This is a genomic window from Kitasatospora sp. NPDC048662, assembly GCF_055587065.1.
Genome location: NZ_JBVJHA010000002.1, coordinates 367769 through 387601, shown reverse-complemented (window position 1 = coordinate 387601; position 19833 = coordinate 367769). Strand labels below are relative to the sequence as shown.

15 protein-coding genes and 1 riboswitch are annotated in these 19833 nt (G+C 70.2%); of the genes, 4 read left to right on the top strand and 11 right to left on the bottom strand.

What is annotated here, in order from left to right:
• Positions 1–16 precede the first annotated feature (16 nt).
• The 3 genes from ACZ6R9_RS07685 to ACZ6R9_RS07675 form a co-directional block, all read right to left on the bottom strand.
• Positions 17–1036 carry a ribonucleotide-diphosphate reductase subunit beta gene (locus ACZ6R9_RS07685; protein ID WP_380482330.1) on the bottom strand — a complete coding sequence of 340 codons (1020 nt, stop codon included), beginning with the start codon at positions 1034–1036 and terminating at the stop codon, positions 17–19.
• Positions 1036–3450: a ribonucleoside-diphosphate reductase subunit alpha gene (locus tag ACZ6R9_RS07680; RefSeq protein WP_465537097.1), complete on the bottom strand. Its 2415-nt coding sequence runs from the start codon at positions 3448–3450 to the stop codon at positions 1036–1038. The genes ACZ6R9_RS07685 and ACZ6R9_RS07680 overlap by 1 nt, the downstream gene beginning before the upstream one ends.
• Before the next feature lie 172 nt (positions 3451–3622).
• Positions 3623–3783, bottom strand: a riboswitch (cobalamin riboswitch).
• 91 nt (positions 3784–3874) lie between these two features.
• Positions 3875–4009, bottom strand: a complete 135-nt coding sequence (locus tag ACZ6R9_RS07675) for a hypothetical protein (RefSeq protein WP_380482326.1) — start codon at positions 4007–4009, stop codon at positions 3875–3877.
• 290 nt (positions 4010–4299) lie between these two features.
• On the opposite strand from ACZ6R9_RS07675, the gene ACZ6R9_RS07670 reads away from it, so the two are divergent.
• A complete protein-coding gene (locus ACZ6R9_RS07670) occupies positions 4300–5292 on the top strand; it encodes a GlxA family transcriptional regulator (protein ID WP_380482353.1) in 993 nt (330 codons plus the stop codon).
• 7 nt (positions 5293–5299) lie between these two features.
• Here ACZ6R9_RS07670 and ACZ6R9_RS07665 read toward each other — a convergent pair whose 3' ends face one another.
• The 8 genes from ACZ6R9_RS07665 to ACZ6R9_RS07630 all read right to left on the bottom strand — a co-directional run bounded on the left by ACZ6R9_RS07665 (position 5300) and on the right by ACZ6R9_RS07630 (position 14300).
• Positions 5300–6046, bottom strand: coding sequence for a histidine phosphatase family protein (locus ACZ6R9_RS07665; protein ID WP_465537094.1), 747 nt, complete (start codon positions 6044–6046; stop codon positions 5300–5302).
• Positions 6047–6212: 166 nt separating this feature from the next.
• Positions 6213–7808 (bottom strand): monocarboxylate uptake permease MctP, encoded by a 1596-nt coding sequence (gene mctP, locus ACZ6R9_RS07660; RefSeq protein ID WP_465537685.1) that lies wholly within the window; start codon positions 7806–7808, stop codon positions 6213–6215.
• Between the two features lie 20 nt (positions 7809–7828).
• Positions 7829–8131: a DUF3311 domain-containing protein gene (locus ACZ6R9_RS07655; protein WP_465537093.1), complete on the bottom strand. Its 303-nt coding sequence runs from the start codon at positions 8129–8131 to the stop codon at positions 7829–7831.
• A gap of 204 nt (positions 8132–8335) precedes the next feature.
• On the bottom strand, positions 8336–9118 hold the full coding sequence (locus ACZ6R9_RS07650) for a GntR family transcriptional regulator (protein WP_465537091.1): 783 nt from the start codon (positions 9116–9118) through the stop codon (positions 8336–8338).
• Between the two features lie 172 nt (positions 9119–9290).
• The gene (locus ACZ6R9_RS07645) at positions 9291–10871 is read right to left on the bottom strand and encodes a glycoside hydrolase family 3 protein (protein ID WP_465537090.1); all 1581 of its coding nucleotides are present in this window, start codon (positions 10869–10871) and stop codon (positions 9291–9293) included.
• 56 nt (positions 10872–10927) lie between these two features.
• A complete protein-coding gene (locus tag ACZ6R9_RS07640; RefSeq protein WP_465537088.1) occupies positions 10928–11851 on the bottom strand; it encodes a carbohydrate ABC transporter permease in 924 nt (307 codons plus the stop codon).
• Positions 11848–12837 (bottom strand): carbohydrate ABC transporter permease, encoded by a 990-nt coding sequence (locus ACZ6R9_RS07635; protein ID WP_465537086.1) that lies wholly within the window; start codon positions 12835–12837, stop codon positions 11848–11850. The genes ACZ6R9_RS07640 and ACZ6R9_RS07635 overlap by 4 nt, the downstream gene beginning before the upstream one ends.
• A gap of 149 nt (positions 12838–12986) precedes the next feature.
• Entirely contained in the window at positions 12987–14300 is a 1314-nt protein-coding gene (locus ACZ6R9_RS07630; RefSeq protein ID WP_465537084.1) for an extracellular solute-binding protein, read from the bottom strand.
• A 540-nt stretch (positions 14301–14840) separates the two neighbouring features.
• Between ACZ6R9_RS07630 and ACZ6R9_RS07625 the strand changes: the two genes are divergently transcribed.
• From ACZ6R9_RS07625 to ACZ6R9_RS07615, 3 genes are all read left to right on the top strand, one after another.
• Positions 14841–16145: a type 2 periplasmic-binding domain-containing protein gene (locus ACZ6R9_RS07625; RefSeq protein WP_465537082.1), complete on the top strand. Its 1305-nt coding sequence runs from the start codon at positions 14841–14843 to the stop codon at positions 16143–16145.
• A 178-nt stretch (positions 16146–16323) separates the two neighbouring features.
• On the top strand, positions 16324–17382 hold the full coding sequence (locus tag ACZ6R9_RS07620; RefSeq protein ID WP_380482311.1) for an SIS domain-containing protein: 1059 nt from the start codon (positions 16324–16326) through the stop codon (positions 17380–17382).
• Between the two features lie 597 nt (positions 17383–17979).
• A complete protein-coding gene (locus ACZ6R9_RS07615) occupies positions 17980–19500 on the top strand; it encodes a sensor histidine kinase (protein WP_380482309.1) in 1521 nt (506 codons plus the stop codon).
• Positions 19501–19833 lie beyond the last annotated feature (333 nt).

Genomic DNA, 19833 nt, shown 5'->3' with positions numbered 1-19833 from the left:
TCGTTTCGGCGTCGGCCTAGAAGTCGTCGTCGAAGGAGACCGAGCCCTCCACGGCGACCTGGTACGCGGAGACCCGGCGCTCGAAGAAGTTGGTCAGCTCCTGGACGTTCTGCAGCTCCATGAACCCGAACGGGTTGGTGGAGCCGTAGCGGATCGGCAGGCCGAGACGGGCCAGGCGCTGGTCGGCGACGGCCTCCAGGTACTGGCGCATCGAGGCGGTGTTCATGCCGGGCAGGCCGTCACCGCACAGGTCCTGGGCGAACTGGAGCTCGGCCTCGACGGCCTCCTCCAGCATCTCGGTGACCTGCTGGGCCATCTTGTCGTCGAAGAGGTCGGGCTCCTCCTCGCGGACGGTGTCGACCACCGAGAACGCGAAGTCCATGTGCATCGACTCGTCGCGGAACACCCAGTTGGTGCCGGTCGCCAGGCCGTGCAGCAGGCCGCGGCTGCGGAACCAGTACACGTAGGCGAACGCGCCGTAGAAGAACAGGCCCTCGACGCACGCCGCGAAGCAGATCAGGTTCAGCAGGAAGGCCCGCCGGTCCTCCTTGCTCTGCAGCGAGTCGATGTGATCGACCGCGTTCATGTACTTGAAGCAGAACTGGGCCTTCTGCGCGATGGAGGGGATGTTCTCCACCGCGGCGAACGCCGCCGCCCGGTCGTCCGGGTCGGGCAGGTAGGTGTCCAGCAGCGTCAGATAGAACTGGACGTGCACGGCCTCCTCGAACAGCTGCCGCGACAGGTAGAGCCGCGCCTCCGGCGAGTTGATGTGCTTGTAGAGGCTCAGCACCACGTTGTTCGAGACGATCGAGTCACCGGTGGCGAAGAACGCGACCAGTCGGCCGATCATGTGCCGCTCGCCGTCGCTGAGCTTGGCCAGGTCGGCGACGTCGGAGTGCAGGTCCACCTCCTCGACGGTCCAGGTGTTCTTGATCGCGTCCCGGTACCGGTCGTAGAACGACGGGTAGCGCATCGGACGCAGCGTCAGCTCGAAGCCCGGGTCGAGCAGCATCTTCTTCTGGTCTTCGGAGCTCATTACTGGCACGCCTCGCAGGACTCGGGGTTCTCCAGGGAGCAGGCGATGGCGTCCTGCTCGGCCTGGCTGAGGGTCGGGGTCTGCACCGGCACGGGCGCGGCGGTGCGGGCGGCACCCGACGCGGCCTGGGCGATCCGGGTCGCGGGGCGGGAGCGCAGGTAGTAGGTGGTCTTCAGACCGACCTTCCAGGCGTAGGCGTACATCGAGGACAGCTTGCCGATGGTCGGCGCCGCCATGAACAGGTTCAGCGACTGGCTCTGGTCGATGTACGGCTGCCGGGCGGCGGCCAGGTCGATCAGGGCGCGCTGCGGCAGCTCCCACGCGGTGCGGTACAGCGAACGGACGTTCTCCGGCAGCCACTTGAAGTCCTGCACGGAGCCGTTGGCCTCGCGCAGCGCGTCCCGGGTCTGCTGGTCCCAGACGCCGAGCTCCTTCAGCTCGCGCACCAGGTACGGGTTGACCTGGAGGAACTCGCCGGACAGCGTCTCGCGCTTGAACAGGTTGGACACCTGCGGCTCGATGCACTCGTAGACGCCGGCGATGGACGCGATGGTCGCGGTCGGGGCGATCGCCAGCAGCAGCGAGTTGCGCAGGCCGGTCTCGGCGATCCGGACGCGCAGCGCGTCCCAGCGCCCGGTCCACTGCGGGGTGGCCGCACCGAAGTGGTCGATGTGCAGCTCGCCGCGGGCCGCGCGGGTCTCGCCGTACGCCTCGTGGCGGCCGAACTGCTCGGCGAGGTCCGCGGAGCGCTCGTACGCGGTGAGCATGATGCGCTCGGCGATCAGCGTGGAGAGGGCCTTGGCCTCGGCGGAGTCGAAGTCCAGCCGGAGCTTGAAGAAGACGTCCTGCAGGCCCATCACGCCCAGGCCCACCGGGCGCCAGCGGGAGTTGGACGCCCCGGCCTCGGTGGTCGGGTAGAAGTTGATGTCGATCACGCGGTCGAGGAAGGTGACCGCGGTGCGCACGGTGGCGTCCAGGCGGTCCCAGTCCATCGCGTTGATCAGGTCGTCGGCGGAGGCGCCCGGGGCGACGTGCGCGCCCAGGTTGACCGAGCCCAGGTTGCAGACCGCGGTCTCGGAGTCGTCGGTGACCTCCAGGATCTCGGTGCACAGGTTCGAGGAGTGCACCGTGCGGCCCGGCAGCGCGGTCTGGTTGGCGGCCCGGTTGGAGGCGTCCTTGAAGGTCATCCAGCCGTTGCCGGTCTGCGCCAGGGTGCGCATCATCCGGGCGTACAGGGTCTGCGCGGGGATGGTGCGCACGGCTTTGCCGGCCAGCTCGGCCTTGCGGTAGGCCTCGTCGAAGTCGGCGCCCCACAGGTCGACCAGCTCGGGGACGTCCGCCGGGGAGAACAGCGACCAGTCCTCGTTGGCGTTCACGCGGCGCATGAACTCGTCCGGGATCCAGTGCGCCAGGTTCAGGTTGTGGGTGCGCCGGGCCTCCTCGCCGGTGTTGTCGCGGAGCTCCAGGAACTCCTCGATGTCGGCGTGCCAGGTCTCCAGGTACACGCAGGCCGCGCCCTTGCGCCGTCCGCCCTGGTTGACCGCCGCCACGGAGGAGTCCAGGGTGCGCAGGAACGGGACGATGCCGTTCGACTTGCCGTTGGTGCCGCGGATCAGCGAGCCGCGGGAGCGGATCCGCGAGTAGGACAGGCCGATGCCGCCGGCGTGCTTGGACAGCCGGGCGATCTGCGCGTAGCGGTTGTAGATCGAGTCCAGGTTGTCCAGCGGCGAGTCCAGCAGGTAGCAGGAGGACATCTGCGGGTGCCGGGTGCCGGAGTTGAACAGCGTCGGGGAGCTGGTCAGGTACTCCAGGCGGCTCATCAGCTTGTACAGCTCGGCCACCTCCAGCACCGACTGCTCGGAGGTGCCGACCGCCAGGCCCGCCGCGACGCGCAGCAGGAAGTGCTGCGGGGTCTCCACCACCTTGCGGGTGATCGGGTGGCGCAGCAGGTAGCGGGACTGCACGGTGCGCAGGCCGAAGTACTCGAAGCGGTCGTCGCCGGCGGCGTCGATCAGCGAGTCGAACAGCTCGGTGTGGGCGGCGACGAACTCGGCGGTCGCGTCGCCGATCAGGCCCTCGGCGTGGCCGACGGCGATCGAGGCGGAGAACGAGGTGACGCCCTGGGAGGCGGCCTCGTCGGCGATCTCCATCGCGAGCAGGCGGGCGGCCAGCTTCGAGTACTGCGGGTCCTCGGCGATCATCGACGCGGCGGCCTCCACGGCCAGCCCGCGCAGCTCGGCGAAGTCCGAGCCCGCGTGGCGGCCGCGCAGCGCGGCGGCGGCGACGTGGCCGGGGTCCACCTGGGGGAGGTCGGTGCTGCGGTCGGTGAGCAGCCGAAGCAGCGCCGCACCGGGGTCGGTGAAGGCGTCGGCGGAACCCTGGGACGGCAGGGTGACTGAGGCGGCGACGGTCAAGGCGCACTCTCTCCTGTGGCGGCGGCGGACGTGGCTCAAGGTGTCCGGTGGCGCGCGTGCGGCAGGGGAGGACGGCACGCCGAAAACGCTCGATCGGCGCGCGAAAGACCCACCCCCGGCCCGCCCGCGAGGCCGGACGGCAAAGCTGTGCTGCATGGCGTCTGCGGGGATGCCGTGTCGCACACCGTCAGCAGGTCCTCGGACTGCGCGGGCGTCGCTACAGCCCGCTCACCGTTGCGGGGCAGTCCCGGATTCGCACCGGGTTCCCCTGCTTCGACAGCGAGGTCGAGCATACATGTTGTGGCGGCTGGAGCTGGCGGCACCAGATGTAGTAGCGCGTGTCGCGTCAGAGGTGCCGCGCGTAGACAACGGAAACCACGCCGGAGCCACCAGGGAACCGCCGCAGAACCGTCGCAGAACCGCCTCAGAACCGCATCGTGCAGACCATCAGGTCCACGCCCGGGGCCGCCTCCCAGTCCCGCTCGGGGGCGCGGAGGAAGCCCAGAGCATCGTAGATCCGGTGCGCCGCGGTCATCTGCGGCCGGGTGGAGGACGCCATCCCGGCCAGCTCGGGTTCCCGGCTGCGGTCGATCGCCGCGCGGTGTCCCGGAGGAGCTCGGCGTGGCCGGACCCGGGGCGGGTGCGGCCGTCGCCGGCGAAGGCTTCGACGCCGACCTCCCCGGCTCCGGCGAGATCGTGGTCCGGGGCGCGGCGGACGGTCGGGGAGTGCACCCGGACAGTGTGCCGGACGGCTCGCGGCGCGGTTCGGCCAGGTCCCGGTCAGGGGTGGGGCAGTGCTGGCAGGAACGCGCCGTTGCCGCGAAATCCCGCCACTGCCATGCTGGGCCGATGCTGAAGAACGTCGCGGTGATCGTGCTGGAGGACATCCACCCCTTCGAACTGGGCGTGGCCTGCGAGGTGTTCGGCATGGACCGCAGCGCCGCCGGCCTGCCCGGGTACGAGTTCGGCCTGGTCGGCGACCGGCCCGGCCCGATGCGCACCCACGCCGGCTTCGCGGTGCAGGTGCCCCACGGCCCGGAGCGGCTCGCCGAGGCGGACCTGGTGATCGCCGCCGCCACCGGCATCCGCGAGCACTACCCCGAGGCGCTGTGCGAGGCGCTGCGGGCCGCCCACGCGCGCGGCGCGCACCTGCTGTCGATCTGCTCCGGCAGCTTCCTGTTCGGCGCCGCCGGCCTGCTGGACGGCCGCCGCAGCACCACGCACTGGCAGTACGCCCACCTGATGGCCGAGCGCTTCCCACTGACCACCGTCGAACCCGACGTGCTGTACGTGGACGACGACCCGGTGATCACCTCGGCCGGCACCGCCGCCGGCATCGACGCCTGCCTGCACCTGGTGCGCAAGGTGCAGGGCGCCGAGGTGGCCCGGGAGATCGCCCGCCGGATGGTGGTCGCCCCGCACCGCGACGGCGGGCAGGCGCAGTTCATCAACCGCCCGCTGCCCGAGAGCGACGGCGACTCGCTGGCCGGGACGCTGGAGTGGATGCGCCGCCGCCTCGACCGGGAGGTCAGCGTGGACGACCTCGCCCGGCACGCCCACATGTCCCCGCGCACCTTCGCCCGGCGCTTCCAGCAGGAGACCGGCACCACCCCGCACCGGTGGCTGACCGGCCAGCGGGTGCTGCTCGCGCAGCGCCTGCTGGAGTCCACCGACGAGAGCGTGGACGCCGTCGCCGCCCGCTGCGGCTTCGGCAACGCCGCCACCCTGCGGCACCACTTCGGCCGCCGCCTCGGCACCACCCCGCAGGCCTACCGGCGGGCCTTCGGCGGCCCGGGCGGACCCGGGGGGCCGGGGCGGGCCGCCGAGCGGCAGCCCGCCTGACGGCCGTTCAGGACAGGTGCGAGGTCTGGTTCCAGCCGGACGGCCGCAGCCGGCCCTCGCGGGCCCGCCACACGCTGGTCGAGCAGTTGCCCACCGGCGGCAGCGCCAGCAGCTCCTCCTCGCCCAGCCGGTCCAGCACATGACGCAGCATCAGCACCGTGCAGTCGTGGGCGACCAGCAGCACCGGCCGGCCGGCCTCCTCCTCGTTCAGGTCGCGCAGCAGACCGCGCACCCGCAGCGCCACGTCCAGCCAGGACTCGCCGCCGGGCGGCCGGTAGTACAGCTCGCCCATCCGCCGCCGGCGTTCCGCCTCGGCGGGGTGGTCGCGTTCGATGGCGGCCTTGGTGAGCATCTCCAGCACGCCCAACTCGCGGTCGCGCAGCCGCTCGTCGTAGCGGACCGGCAGGCCCACCGGGACGGCGCCCAGCCCCGACGCCTGGGCCAGGGCGATTCTCGCGGTCTCCACGGTGCGCACGTACGGGGAGCACCACACCGAGCGGGGCCGGTCGGCGGGCGGCAGGGCGGCCCACCAGCGGCCCAGGTCGTGGGCCTGGGCCTGGCCGCGCAGGGAGAGCGGGATGTCGGCGTCCCGGCAGGTGATCGGGACGGTCAGGGCGCCGGTGGAGTCCGCGTGCCGGAACTCCACGTTGGCGGTGGATTCGCCGTGCCGGGTGGCGATCAGGACCGACGGCAGCCGCCGTCCGCCGTCGGTCTGGGCGCGGTGTCCGTTGCGTACCGTGGTGAGGTCGGTCATTGGCGGTGGCTCCCCGTTGTCGGTGCTGCTTCGGTGGTGCTCGTCTCTCCCGGTCTCTCCCGAAAACGCCTGTCATAACAGATGATCGCGCCGTCACCCCAGTGTCCACTGAGGCAACGGCGCGACCCAAGGGCGCACAGGGGGGCCGGTTGCGCCCCCGCACGCGTCAGTGCGCCAGCGTGGGCTGCGGGGCCCGCTCCACGGCCTCGTCGCCGGCCTCCGCGGAGTAGTCGGCCTTCGAGGTCTCGTCGAGGCCCTCCGGGGCCTTCAGGGCCCGCAGCACCAGCGTCAGCACCACCGCGACGAGCAGGTTCAGCACGAACCCGGTCAGGCCGATGTAGCCGATCTCGCCGATCACCGGGATCTTCGCGGCCGACCCGCCGAAGTGCGCGGTGGCCGGGGAGGACACCCCGTACGCCTTCCAGGTGCCGTAGATCATGCCGGTCGCCCAACCGGCCAGCAGCGCCCAGCGGTGGAACCACCGGGTGAACAGGCCGGCCACCAGCGCCACCGCGGTCTGCAGGATCCACACGCCGCCCAGCAGCTGCATGTTGATCGCCGCCTGCTTGTCCATCAGCAGCACGAACGCCAGCGCACCGACCTTCACCAGCAGCGAGGCGATCTTCGCCACCCGGGTCTCCTCGGCCGGTGTCGCGGCCGGCTTCAGGAACTCCTTGTAGACGTTGCGGGTGAACAGGTTCGCCGCGGCGATCGACATGATCGCGGCCGGCACCAGCGCGCCCACCCCGATCGCCGCGAACGCCACCCCGGTGAACCAGCTCGGGAACATGTCCGCGAACAGCTGCGGAACGGCCAGCTGGGCGTTGAACTTCTTGTCGCCCCTGCTCACCCCGGCGGCGATCGCCATGAAGCCCAGCAGCGCCAGCAGGCCCAGCATCAGCGAGTACGTCGGCAGGATCGCCATGTTCCGGCGCACCGTGTTGCGGGACTTCGCCGCCAGCACGCCCGTCACCGAGTGCGGGTACATGAACAGCGCCAGCGCCGACCCGAACGCCAGCGTCGCGTACGACCATTGCCCCGCCGGCCCGGTGATCAGCGAACCCGGCGCCTTGTGGGTCACCGGGTCCGGAGTGAACTTGTGCGCCGCCGCGTCGAAGATGTGCCCGTAGCCGCCCATCCGCATCGGGATGTAGATCACCGCGACCAGGATCACCACGTACACCAGGGTGTCCTTGACGAAGGCGATCAGCGCCGGCGCCCGCAGCCCCGACGAGTACGTGTACGCCGCCAGCACGCCGAACGCCAGGAACAGCGGCAGGTCCTGCAGGAACCAGTTCCCGGTGCCGCCCACGCCCAGCACGTCCAACACCGCCTGGATGCCCACCAGTTGCAGCGCCACGTACGGCATGGTCGCCAGGATGCCGGTCAGCGCCACCGCCACCGACAGCCCGCGCGACCCGTACCGCCCGCGCACGAAGTCCGCCGTCGTCACGTAGCCGTGCACCCGCGACACCGACCACAGCCGGGGCAGGATCAGGAACACCAGCGGGTACGCGATGATCGTGTACGGCACCGCGAAGAAGCCCGCCGCGCCCGCCCCGTAGACCAGGGCCGGCACCGCGATGAACGTGTACGCCGTGTACAGGTCGCCGCCCAGCAGGAACCAGGTGATCCAGGTGCCGAAGCTGCGGCCGCCCAGACCCCACTCGTGCAGGTGCTGCGCGTCGTCCGCCCGGCGCCAGCGCGAGGCCAGGAAGCCCATCACGGTGACCGCGACGAAGAACAGCAGGAAGACCGTCATCGCGGTCCAGTCCACGTGCTTCACGACTGCGCACCCCCGTCCGGCTGGGACGGCAGCGGGAGCGGCTCGGCCGAGGCGGCCTTGCGGGCCGCCTCGTCACGGCGCAGCAGCAGGTACGCGGAGGTGGTGAACACCGCCGACAGCGGCACCCACATCAGCTGATACCAGTAGAAGAACGGCATACCGCCGAGCACCGGGTCGGTCTTGCTGTACGACGGCACCCACAGCACCACCACGATCGGCACCAGCAGGCACAGGCCGGCCAGCACCCGGGCGGGGGAGAGCACGGGCAGTGCGCCCGCGGATGGGGATTGAGACGACACGAGCGGCTCCCGGATGACGAGGAGTCACCTCACTGGCACCGCACCGCACATCGCTGTGCGTCCGCCGGGCAGCACCTTCGGTGATCGAAAGGTCCCCGCGAGAGTAGGACAGGGCAGTGACTTGTGTCACTACCCTGTCAACTACGCGTTACGCGGGCCGCTGCACCCGCGTCGTGCGGGTCGTCCCGAAACCGGAGGTGGGAGCTACGCGGGCCGCTTCAGCCGCGTGGTGAACTTGTACCGGTCCCCCCGGTAGATGGACCGCACCCACTCCACCGGCGCGCCGTCCGCGTCGAAGGAGTGCCGGGACAGCTGGAGCATCGGCAGGCCCAGGTCGGAGCCGAGCAGACCGGCCTCGCGCGGGTTGGCCAGGGTGGTCTCGATGGTCTCCTCGGCCTCGGCGACCGTCACCCCGTAGACCTCGCGCAGCGCGGTGTAGAGCGAGTTGTGCTTGGCGAGGTTGCGCCGGAGCGCGGGGAAGCGCTTGGCCGACAGGTGCGCCACCTCGATCGCCATCGGGTCGCCGTTCGCGAGCCGCAGGCGCTCGATGCGCAGGACGCGCCCGCCGGGCTTGATGTCCAGCAGCGGGGCGAGCCGCTCGTCCGCGGAGATGTACGCGACCTCGACCAGCCGGGAGGTCGGCTCCAGGCCCTGGGCGCGCATGTCCTCGGTGTAGGAGGTCAGTTGCAGGGCCTGCGCGACCTTCGGCTTGGCGACGAAGGTGCCCTTGCCCTGGATGCGCTCCAGCCGGCCCTCGACCACCAGTTCCTGCAGCGCCTGCCGGACGGTGGTGCGGGAGGTGTCGAACTGGGCGGCCAGCGCCCGCTCCGGGGGCACCGGGGTGCCGGTCGGCTGGGTCTCGGTCAGCTGGAGCAGGTGCCGCTTCAGGCCGTAGTACTTCGGTACCCGGGCCGTGGTGGTGGCAGGGCCGGTCTGGGTCGGCACCGTGGAGCCCTCGGCGAGCGCCGCATCCCTGTCGCCACTCATGGCAGCTCTCACTCCTCGTTGGAGACGGGGCCTTAAGAGACCCCTAAGTCCTATGTAACAGCACATGTTTGCACGCACGGGTGAGCAAGTGGGAGCACCTGCGGGCAAACCGGCATGCGAGGGGCCCGGAACGGAGCGCCTGGCGTCCGCCCCGGGCCCGTCCCCGAGTGTCTCAGCCGGCGGTGGCCGCGGTCACCGCGAGCCCGGCCAGCGCCTCCGCCGCGGCTGTCGCGCAGACCCGCGAACCGCCGTACGTGGCCAGGGTGGTGACGCCGAGCGGGGCGAACAGTCCGGCCAGCCCGTGGGCGGTGCCGATCTCCACCACCACGGCGTCGGGGCGGTGCTCCACCAGGGCGAGCGCGGCCCGGCGCATCCAGGAGTGGCGGTGCACGTCGCGCACCACCAGCACCAGCGGACGGCCCACCGCCGCGCCGAGCAGCGGGGCGGTGTCGATCTCGGCGTCCTCGGCGGCGACCGCCACGTGCAGCAGGCCGGAGCCCTCGGTGACGGTGGTCGGCGGGGAGACCCGGCTGGAGGTGGTGCCGGGGACCAGCTCGGCCAGCGGGCCGGCCACGCCCCACGGGGTGTCCTCGCCGGCCGCGATGTTCGCGCCGGGGGAGAACTCCACCACGTGCGGGATCCCGCCCAGCGGGCGCAGTTCCCCGGTGATCCGCAGCGCCCGGCGGGCGGCGGTCAGGCCGACGCCGGCCTCGCCCTGCCGGCCGGCCAACGAGGCCCGCGGCCCGGCGGACCAGCGGGCCACCGCACGGTTGCGCTCGGCCGCCTCGTGCAGCCGCCCGGCCGGCAGCCGGCCCTCGCGGACCGCCCACACCAGTGCGTCGCGCAGGTAGACGAAGGCGTCCTCGTCGTGCAGGCCGCCGCCGACGCAGATGGTGTCGGCGCCGGCCGCGACGGCCCGCACCGAGCCGGCCGCGACGCCGTGGGTGCCGGAGATGGCGCCCATCTCGATGCCGTCGGTGACGATCAGTCCGTCGAAGCCCATCTCCTCGCGGAGCAGCCCGGTCAGGATGCGCTGCGACATGGTGGCGGGCAGCTGGGCGTCGTAGGCGTCGAACAGGATGTGCGCGGTCATGATGCTCTTCACGCCGGCCGCGATGGCGGCCTTGAAGGGCAGCAGGTGCTGGCCGAACTGCTCGGCGGCCAGGTCGATCCGGGGCAGGCCGAGGTGCGAGTCGCCGGCCGTGTCGCCGTGGCCGGGGAAGTGCTTGGCGCAGGCCGCGACGCCGGCGGACTGCAGGCCGCGAACGTACGCGGCGGTGTGACGGGCCGCCAGGTCGCCGTCGCCGCCGAAGGAGCGGACGCCGATCACCGGGTTGTCGGGGTTGGAGTTGACGTCCGCGTCGGGCGCGTAGTTGAGGTTCACGCCGACGGCGGCCAGGTCGAACCCGATGGAGCGGGCGACCCGTTCGGTGAGGTCGGTGTCGTCGACCTCACCGAGCGCCAGGTTCCCCGGGTAGGAGGACCCGCTGGTCACTTCGAGGCGGGTGACGTCGCCGCCCTCCTCGTCGATGGCGATCAGCAGGTCGCCGTTGAGCGCGTACATCTCCGCGGTCAGCGCGGCGACCTGCTGCGGGGTGCGGATGTTGCGGCCGAACAGGGCGACGCCGCCGAGTTCGCCGTCGCCCAGTCTGCGGCGCAGCCACTCGGGCGCGGTCAGACCGGCGAAGCCGGGCTGCAGGACCGCTCCGGCGTCGCGCAGGAGTTCGGCGCTTTCCGTACCGGGCATCGCCATGGTTCCTTCCCTGGGGGTGGAGGTGCTTCAGGTGCGATTGGGGTGAGGAAGGGACCTTAGCCCTTGACCGCACCGGCGGTGAGACCCGCCGACACCTTCTTCTGGAAGAACACGAACAGGATGATCACGGGCAGCGAGACCAGCAGACCGCCGGCCATCTGCGCGCCGTAGTCCGCACCCCGGGTGGGGGTGGTGGAGTAGAAGGTCAGCCACATCATCGAGGTGTGGGTCTTGCTGCTGCCCATCAGCGTGTTGACGACGATGAACTCGTTCCACGCCTGGATCCAGCTGTAGACACCGGTGGTGATCAGGCCGGGCAGGGTGAGCGGCAGGATGACGCGGAAGAACGCGCCCCACTGGGTGCAGCCGTCGACCATGGCGGCCTCGTCCAGCTCCGCCGGGATGTTCACGATGAAGGAGCGCAGCGTCCAGATCACGTACGGCACGGTGAAGACCAGGTACGCGAGGACCACGCCGAACAGGGTGCCGGTCAGGTTGGCGCCGTTCATCACCACGAACAGCGGGATGATGATCGCCAGCAGCGGCACCATCTGGACCACCAGCATGGTGACGATGAAGAAGTTGCGGCCGCGGAAGTTGAACCGGGCCACCGCGACGGCGGCGAGGAAGCCGACCACCAGACCGAGCACCACCGCGCCGAGGGTGAGGGTCAGGGTGTTCTGCAGCGAGGGCAGGAACTCGGGGTCGTCGAAGATCGTGGTGTAGCTCTCGAACGAGAAGGACGAGGGCCAGAAGGTCGGGTCCTGGGAGATCAGGTCCTTGTTCGTCTTGAACGTGGTGAGGATCATCCAGTAGATCGGGAAGGCCATCACCACGGCGACGCCGATGGCGAGGGTGTTCCAGAACCAGGTCGTCACCGGGCGCCGGCCGACGGTGCGGGCCTTGGCCTTCCTGGTCTTGGGCCTGGCGGTCCCGGGCGCCGCCGGCGGCCCGGACGGGTGCGTGGTCGTCGCGGTCATCGCTCGTTGGCTCCGATCTTGAGCATCTGGCGGATGTAGAACACGAGCACCGCCAGCATCATGATGATCATGACGATCGAGATCACCGAGCTCTCGCTGTAGCGGGAGCGGACGATGCCGTTCATGTACAGGTAGAGGCCGATGGTCCAGTAGCCGGGTTCGGGCGAGGTGTTGCGCAGCGAGAAGATCTGCGCGAAGACCTGGAAGTCCCAGATGAAGCTGAGCGCGGCGGAGATCATCAGGAACGGCTTGATGATCGGCAGGGTCACGTGCCGGAAGACCTGGAGGTTGTTGGCGCCGTCCAGGCGGGCGGCCTCGGTCAGCTCCGGGGGCACCTGGGTGAGCGCGGCGTACAGGCCGAGGACCAGGAACGGCAGCGCGCCCCAGATGATGACGGAGGCGCCGACCACGTACAGGCCGACGGTCGGGTCGGCGAACCAGTCGTAGTGCTTCCAGGACTCGTCACCGGTGACCAGGAAGGCCAGGTAGTCGATCACACCGCCGTTGGCGGAGAACAGCCAGCGGAACACCTGGCCGTTGACCAGCGCGGGGATCGCCCAGACGAACATCATCACGGTGATGACGGTGACCCGGGCCCAGTTGGACACCCGGTTCAGCAGCAGCGCGATCGCCATGCTCAGCGCCATCGAGAGGATGACCAGCTCGGCGGTGAAATAGATCGAGCGGAGCACGACCTCCCAGAACTGGTCGTCGCCGAGGATCTTGCTGTAGCCCTCGAAGCCGATGTACTTCCCCAGCGCCGGGTTCACCAGCAGCGCGTAGCGGTTGATGTTCTGGAACGACAGGTCGAACAGTCTGAACAGCGGATACGCCAGAACGCCCACCAGTACGACGACGGCGGGCAGCAGAAGGGTGTAGGGGATGTACTGGCCGGCCGCGAAGAATCCGCGGCGCTGCGGCTTCCCCGCCGGGGCAGGCCCCGACTTGTCGGACCGGGTCACGGTCTCGTTGGTGGTCACACTCATCAGGGTCCTTCCCGGGCCCGCGGGTTCTGGTCGGTCCTGGCGCACGGGTGGGCAGTCCGCAATCACGCGGACTGCCCACCCCCCAACCGGCGCTCAGTGCGGTGGTCCGCCCGGGAGCGGACTCCCGGGCCGACCGCGGATCAGCTGGGTCAGCCGTTCAGGTCCTTGACGATGACGTCCTGGGCCTTCTTGAGCTCGGTGGCCGCGTCGCCGCCGGAGGCGATCGCGCTGAAGGCGGTCTTCAGAGCGGTCTCGTCGGCACCGGACCACAGCGGCGAGTTCGGGATGAACCAGGTCTGGCCCTCGGCCGCCTCACCGGTGGCCTTGTTCGCCGGGTCGGCCTGCTTGTACGCGGCGACCAGGTTCTTGGCGTTCGGGATGGCGTGCTTGGCGAGCAGGGTCTGCTGCGCGGTGTTGGTGTAGATCTGCAGGAAGGTCGCGCCCAGGCCGGGGTTGGGGGCCTTGGACGGGACGGCCAGGTCGGAGCCGCCGAGGAACGCCGGGGTCGGGGAGCCGGCCGCGGTGCCCGGGAGGGCGATGGTGGCGAGCTTGTCCTTCAGGGTCGGGTCACCGATCTTCGGGTCGGCGACCGAGGCGACCTCCCAGCCGTTGCCGATGATGGCGGCGATGTTGCCCTTGGCCATCAGCGCGTCCTGGGTGGCCTCGTCGTTGGTGGTGCCGCCGGTGGAGTATTCCTTCTGCAGGTCGTTCCAGGTCTTGACGCCCTCGATGAACTTCGGGTCGGTCAGGTTGCCGGCCCACTTGTCGCCGTCCTTCTTGGCGATGACACCCTTGACGCCGAACTGGCCGGCGCCGAAGGAGACGGCGGAGTACCAGTTCTGGCCCGGCATGTAGAGCGCGGAGAAGCCCGGGACGCCGGCGTTGGCGGCCTTGACCTTGGCCAGGGCGGCCTTCAGCTCCTCGATCGTGGTCGGGGCCTGGGCGACACCGGCGGCCTCGAACAGGTCCTTGCGGTAGATCAGGACGCGCGCACCGGCGTAGTACGGGACGGCGTAGGTCTTGGAGCCGTCGGCCGACTGGCCGGAGGCGGCGACCGAGTCCAGCCACTTGTCCGAGTTGTCGAACTTGCTCTTCTCCGAGGTCAGGTCGACGAAGGAACCGGCCTCGATGTACTTGGCGGCCTGGGTGTTGCCGACCTCCAGCGCGTCCGGGGCGTTGCCGGAGAGCAGGGCGGTGTCGAGCTTGGTGGTGTAGTTGGTCCAGGTCTGCCACTGGACGTCGACCTCGGCGCCGGTCTCCTCGGTGAACTGCTTCTTCGCCGCGTCGACGACCTCGGGCCAGCCCTTCTGGGCGTCCTGCATCAGCCAGACGGTGATCTTCTTGCCCTTGCCGTCCTTGCTCAGAGTGGCCTTGTCACCGCCGGAACCGGACGAAGACGAGGAGCAAGCCGAGGCGACGAGCACGGTGGCGACAGCGGCCACGGCTGCGATCTTGCGGTTCAAACCATCCTCCAGGGATGAGCAAGGTGGGGCACCGGGCCGCCGGGCCACTGGCCCTGAAGCTGCGTCGTGCCGTAAGGGGGAACGTCACCGGGTGACACGGACACGAACTGCCGGGGCAGGCGGGCCGATCCGCGAGGTGGAGTAGACCATTGGTTTAGACCAACGCCTGGAGATTGGCATGGACCAATGACGAGCGTCAAGGGATCGAGAAGCGTCTGCACAAGCCGTTATCAACGCTTGACTCGGCCGTGTTGGACTGGACCAAGTCGGGGGCGGATCCGGATATGGCGGGACGAATCGACCGCGCCGGAGTGCGCGCCTCCGGTTACTCGGTGTGGCCTGAAGCGAGCCTTAAGTGAGCCTTAAGCGCATACCCACCCCGGTATTGACGTGAGCGGGGCAGAACCGGCAACGGATCGACAACAAGCGGGACTTGTCATCATCACGCGCGTTGACGCTGCAAATGGTCTGGGCCAGGATCCGGAAAACTGGTCTGTACCACTTGCGCAGACCTCCCCGCACCCGATTCGGAGGATTTGCGTGAAGCGTCAGGTTCTGGCCGCGCTCGGCACTGCCGTTCTGCTGCCCACCGCCGTCGGCTGCTCGTCCGGCGGCAGCCCGGCCGGGTCGCCGGGCGCCGTCGACCCGAAGGACGCGACCGGCAGTGTCACGGTCTGGCTGATGGACGACGCGCAGAAGAGCTGGCCGGAACTGGTGCAGCAGGTCAACGACCAGTTCGCCGCGAAGTACCCCAAGGTGGAGCTGAAGCTCAGCTACCACACCTGGAAGGACAAGATCGCCGAGCTGGACGCCGCGATCGCCACCAACCAGGCGCCCGACGTGGTCGAACTCGGCAACACCGAGACCACCAAGTACATGGTCAACGGCGCACTGGCCGGGCTCGACCGGACCGGATTCGACAACTCCGACAACTGGATCAAGGGTCTCGCCGACACCTGTACGTACAACCAGAAGCTCTACTGCGTTCCCTATTACGCGGGCGCCCGGGTCGGCGTCTACAACGCGAAGATGTTCCAGGACGCCACCGGTTCCGCGGACCTTCCGCAGACCGAGGAGGAACTCACCGCCGCCCTCGACAAGGTGGCCCAGCGCAACAAGAACAATCCCGGGTTCTCCGCGCTCTACCTGCCCGGTCCGTACTGGTACGCCGCGATGTCCTACGTCACCGCGTACGGCGGCTCGATCGCCAAGTTCGACTCCAGCGGCGTCTGGCACGGCACCCTGCACGACCCCAAGGCGCAGGCGGGCCTCCAGCACTTCGTCAACCTGGTGAAGACGTACAACAAGGGCGATCTGAAGGTCAACGAGGCCAAGCAGGCCGGCGTGCTCGGCCACGAGAAGGCCGCGCTGATCTACGCCAACGGCTGGGAGCTGAGCGACGCGATCGCCCCGATCACCGGCACCCCGGCGCTCAAGAACTCGCTGAAGATCGTCACCATGCCCGGCCCGAACGGCAAGCCGCTGCCCTCCTTCATCGGCGGCTCCGATCTCGCCGTCACCGCGAAGTCGCAGAACACCGCGATCGCCACCGACTGGGTGCGGATGTTCACCAGCACCAAGTCCGAGCAGGTGCTCGCCGACAAGGACACCCTGCCGAACAACCTGACCCAGCTGGCGCCGCTGAAGAACAAGCCCGCCACCGCCGCGGCCGCCAACGCCGTCCAGGACGCCTGGTTCACCCCGGCCGCCCCCGGCTGGGGCGCGGTCGAGAAGCAGAACGTCCTGGTGAACATGCTGGACGCGATCTTCAAGGGCAAGAGCGTCGAGGACGCCACCAAGGAAGCCGACGCGCAGATCGACCAGCTGATCAACAACCCGTCCTGATTCTCCTGGGCCGGACGCCGACGTACCGTCACGACGTGTGCTGCGGCGTCCGGTCCACGTAGGATCGGCCCAGCACAGTTCCACGCAGCGAGGGTGCGGACTCGCCGCCGTTCCAGAGGTCCCCGTCGGGCATCCCGCCCCACGGGGTAGAACCATCTCTCCACGGAGGCACACCCCGATGTCCGACCCGCAGACTGTTTCCGTACCCGGCAGGATCATGTCGGCGGAGATGGCCGAGCAGCCGGCCGTCCTGCAGCGCATCCTCGACGAGGGCGCGCCCGCGATCCGCGAGATCGCCAAGCAGATCGCCGCCCGCAACCCGCGGTTCGTCCTGCTCACCGCCCGCGGCACCTCCGACAATGCCGCGCTGTACGCCAAGTACCTGATCGAGGTGCTGCTCGGCAAGCCCGCCGGCCTCACCTCGATGTCCACCACCACCGCGTACGGCGCCAAGCCGGACCTCACCGACTGCCTGGTCATCACCGTCAGCCAGTCCGGCGGCTCGCCCGACCTGGTCGCCTCCACCAAGGCGGCCCGCGAGGCCGGCGCGATCACCCTGGCGGTCACCAACAACGCCGGCTCGCCGCTGGCTGAGGTCTCCGAGTTCCACATCGACGTGCTGGCCGGGCCGGAGAAGGCGCTGCCCGCCACCAAGACCTACACCGCCGAACTGCTCGCGCTGTACCTCTTCATCGAGGGCCTGCGCGGCAACGACGGCTCGGCTGCCAAGGTACTGCCGGAGCTGGCCGCCGGGATCCTGGCCCGCCAGGGCGAGGTCAAGGCGCTCGCCGAGCGGTACCGGTTCGCCCAGCGCCTGGTCATCACCTCGCGCGGCTACGGCTACCCGACCGCCCGCGAGGCGGCGCTGAAGCTGATGGAGACCACCTACATCCCGGCCTCCCCGTTCTCCGGCGCCGACCTGCTGCACGGCCCGCTGGCCATGGTCGACAACGTCTCCCCGGTCATCGCGATCGTCCCCGACGGCCGCGGCGGCGAGGCTCTGCAGCCCGTCCTGGACCGCCTGCGCGGCCGGGGCGCCGACCTCGTCGTCATCGGCCAGCAGGACCAGGTCGACGCCGCGAGCGCCGGCTTCGCCCTGCCCCGCGGCGTGCCGGAGGAGGTCCAGCCGATCCTGGAGATCCTCCCGCTCCAGCTCCTCGCATACGAGGTCACCATCGCCCGCGGCCAGGACCCGGACGCGCCCCGCGCTCTCGCGAAGGTCACCGAGACGCGCTGAGACCTGCTGCGCGAAGGCCGCCTCCACCGGACTGGTGGGGGCGGCCGGGCGCGAAGGCAGGCGGGCGCGAAACAGGGGCGCGGGGAGACTCGCGCGAGCGGTCGGGCGCGAAATCAGGGGCGCGGGGAACTGCGCGACAAGCGCACGCCACGTCCGCAAGGTCGCGATCAAGTGCAGGTCATTGTCCCGCGTCGCGACCTGGCTGGTGGGTGCCTTCCGCTTCGCGCAGTTCTCCCCCAGCCCTAGCGGGCCGGGAGGTACCCCCACGCGCCCCTGTTTTCGCGCCCCGCCTGCCTTCGCAGCAAACTTCCCGCCCGGAAAAAACACTACGGGCCACGGCGCCGACACAGGACCCTCAACCTGTGCGGCACCGCAGCCCGGAGCTGTATGTCGGAGGCGGGGACCGTCCGAGAGTTGTGCGGGACCCTCGAACGACGCCTCCGACCGAGGAGGGGCCTCGCGCGGTCAGGGCAGTTGCGCGGGGGGCCTCTCCTTGGTGCACCCTCATTGTGGACTAGACCAATCTGCGTTGTCCAGAGCCCCGGTCCGATTGGTCTGGACAACGTGCCCCGGAGTGGTCGGAGATACCCTCACGGTGTGCCCTCGCTGAACGAACTCGTCCGCCGCCACACCACCCTCACCGGTGCCGACGTGGAGTGGCTGCATCTGCTGGTCTCGGAGTGGCAGCTGCTCTCCGACCTGTCCTTCGCCGACCTGGTGCTGTGGATCCCCACCTGGGACGGCATCCGCTACGTCTCGGTGGCCCAGATGCGGCCCAACACCGGTCCGACCTCGTACCAGGACGACATGGTCGGCCACCTGGTGCCCCGGGGCCGCCGGCCGTTGCTGGACGCGGCGTACGACGAGGGGCGGATCGTCCGGGAGGGCGACCCGGAGTGGCGGGAGGAGGTGCCGGTGCGGGTGGAGTCCATCCCGGTGCGACGGGACGGCAAGGTGCTGGGCGTGATCGCCCGGAACACCAACCTGCTGACGGTGCGGACCCCGAGCCGGCTGGAGCTGACCTATCTGCAGAGCGCCAGCGACCTCGCGCAGATGATCGCCGCCGGCACCTTCCCGTTCCCGGGCGCCGAGCAGGCCGACATGGACGCCGCGCCGCGGGTCGGCGACGGCCTGATCCGGCTGGACGCGGAGGGCGTGGTGACGTACGCCAGCCCGAACGCGCTGTCGGCGTACCACCGGCTGGGTCTGACCACCGACCTGGTGGGCAGCCATCTCGGCCAGGCCACCGCCGAGTTGGTGCCGCCGAGCCGCGGTGCGGTGCACGAGGCGATGGTGAAGATGGCCAGCGGCTGGGCGCCCCGGCAGACCGAGGTGGAGGCGCAGGGCGGGGTGGTGACCCTGCGGACCATTCCGCTGAAACCCAAGGGGACGCCCACCGGTTCGCTGGTGCTCTGCCGCGACGTCACCGAACTCCGTCGCCGTGATCGCGAGTTGATGACCAAGGACGCCACCATCCGGGAGATCCACCACCGGGTGAAGAACAATCTGCAGACGGTCGCGGCGCTGCTGCGGCTGCAGTCCCGCCGGATGGACTCCGACGCCGGCCGGGCCGCGCTGGACGAGGCGGTGCGCCGGGTCGGCTCGATCGCCATCGTGCACGAGACGCTCTCGCAGGCGCTGGACGAGCAGGTGGCGTTCGACGAGATCGCCGACCGGGTGCTGGCGATGGTGATGGAGCTGTCCCAGGACGGCCGGGTGGCGACCCGCCGCAGCGGCTCGTTCGGCATCCTGTCGGCCGAGGTGGCCACTCCACTCGCGATGATCCTCACCGAGCTGACGCAGAACGCGCTGGAGCACGCGTTCGGCCCGTCCGCCTCCGGGAAGGTGGAGGTGAGTGCGCTGCGCGGTCGCGCGCCGGTCGGCGGCAAGGGCTGGTCGGACAGCTGGAACAGCGGGGCGCGGCCGGAGGAGTACCTGCTGATCACGGTGCAGGACGACGGCCGCGGCATGCCCGAGGGCTTCGACCCGCAGCAGGCCGGCAACCTCGGCCTGCAGATCGTCCGCACCCTGGCCACCGGTGAACTCGGCGGCACCTTCGACATGGTGGCCGCGCCGGGCGGCGGCACCAAGGTGGTGCTGGAGATCCCGGTCCGCTGATCGGGGAAGCCGGGGCGACGAAAGCGCAGGGCAACAGAAACGAGGCCCTGCCGACCGGGGGGGGGTGGGTCGGCAGGGCCTCTCAACCCGGTCCGGCCGTCGGGGGGAGTCGGCCGGAACGGGGGCTCTGGAGTGGCGCGACGTTCGCCTCGTGTATTGCACACGGTGAGCGCCGCAGGTCCACGATATTGCTCTAAGTGAACAGTATCAAGTGCCTGGGCGGCTCGCGTCGTCGGCCCCGCAGTTGGAGCGGGGCCCGTGCGGGAAGGCTCGGCCGGCCGAATGCGACCGAACCCTTGATCGTGGGTTGATCCGTACTGCTTCTGATGCCGC

Excerpts from the sequence above, each read along its gene's own strand:
- mctP (WP_465537685.1), bottom strand. The coding sequence starts at position 7,808 with ATGACGGTCTTCCTGCTGTTCTTCGTCGCGGTCACCGTGATGGGCTTC.
- ACZ6R9_RS07685 (WP_380482330.1), bottom strand. The coding sequence starts at position 1,036 with ATGAGCTCCGAAGACCAGAAGAAGATGCTGCTCGACCCGGGCTTCGAG.
- ACZ6R9_RS07645 (WP_465537090.1), bottom strand. The coding sequence starts at position 10,871 with ATGGCGATGCCCGGTACGGAAAGCGCCGAACTCCTGCGCGACGCCGGA.
- ACZ6R9_RS07635 (WP_465537086.1), bottom strand. The coding sequence starts at position 12,837 with ATGAGTGTGACCACCAACGAGACCGTGACCCGGTCCGACAAGTCGGGG.
- ACZ6R9_RS07665 (WP_465537094.1), bottom strand. The coding sequence starts at position 6,046 with ATGACCGACCTCACCACGGTACGCAACGGACACCGCGCCCAGACCGAC.
- ACZ6R9_RS07670 (WP_380482353.1), top strand. The coding sequence starts at position 4,300 with ATGCTGAAGAACGTCGCGGTGATCGTGCTGGAGGACATCCACCCCTTC.
- ACZ6R9_RS07650 (WP_465537091.1), bottom strand. The coding sequence starts at position 9,118 with ATGAGTGGCGACAGGGATGCGGCGCTCGCCGAGGGCTCCACGGTGCCG.
- ACZ6R9_RS07620 (WP_380482311.1), top strand. The coding sequence starts at position 16,324 with ATGTCCGACCCGCAGACTGTTTCCGTACCCGGCAGGATCATGTCGGCG.
- ACZ6R9_RS07640 (WP_465537088.1), bottom strand. The coding sequence starts at position 11,851 with ATGACCGCGACGACCACGCACCCGTCCGGGCCGCCGGCGGCGCCCGGG.
- ACZ6R9_RS07675 (WP_380482326.1), bottom strand. The coding sequence starts at position 4,009 with ATGGCGTCCTCCACCCGGCCGCAGATGACCGCGGCGCACCGGATCTAC.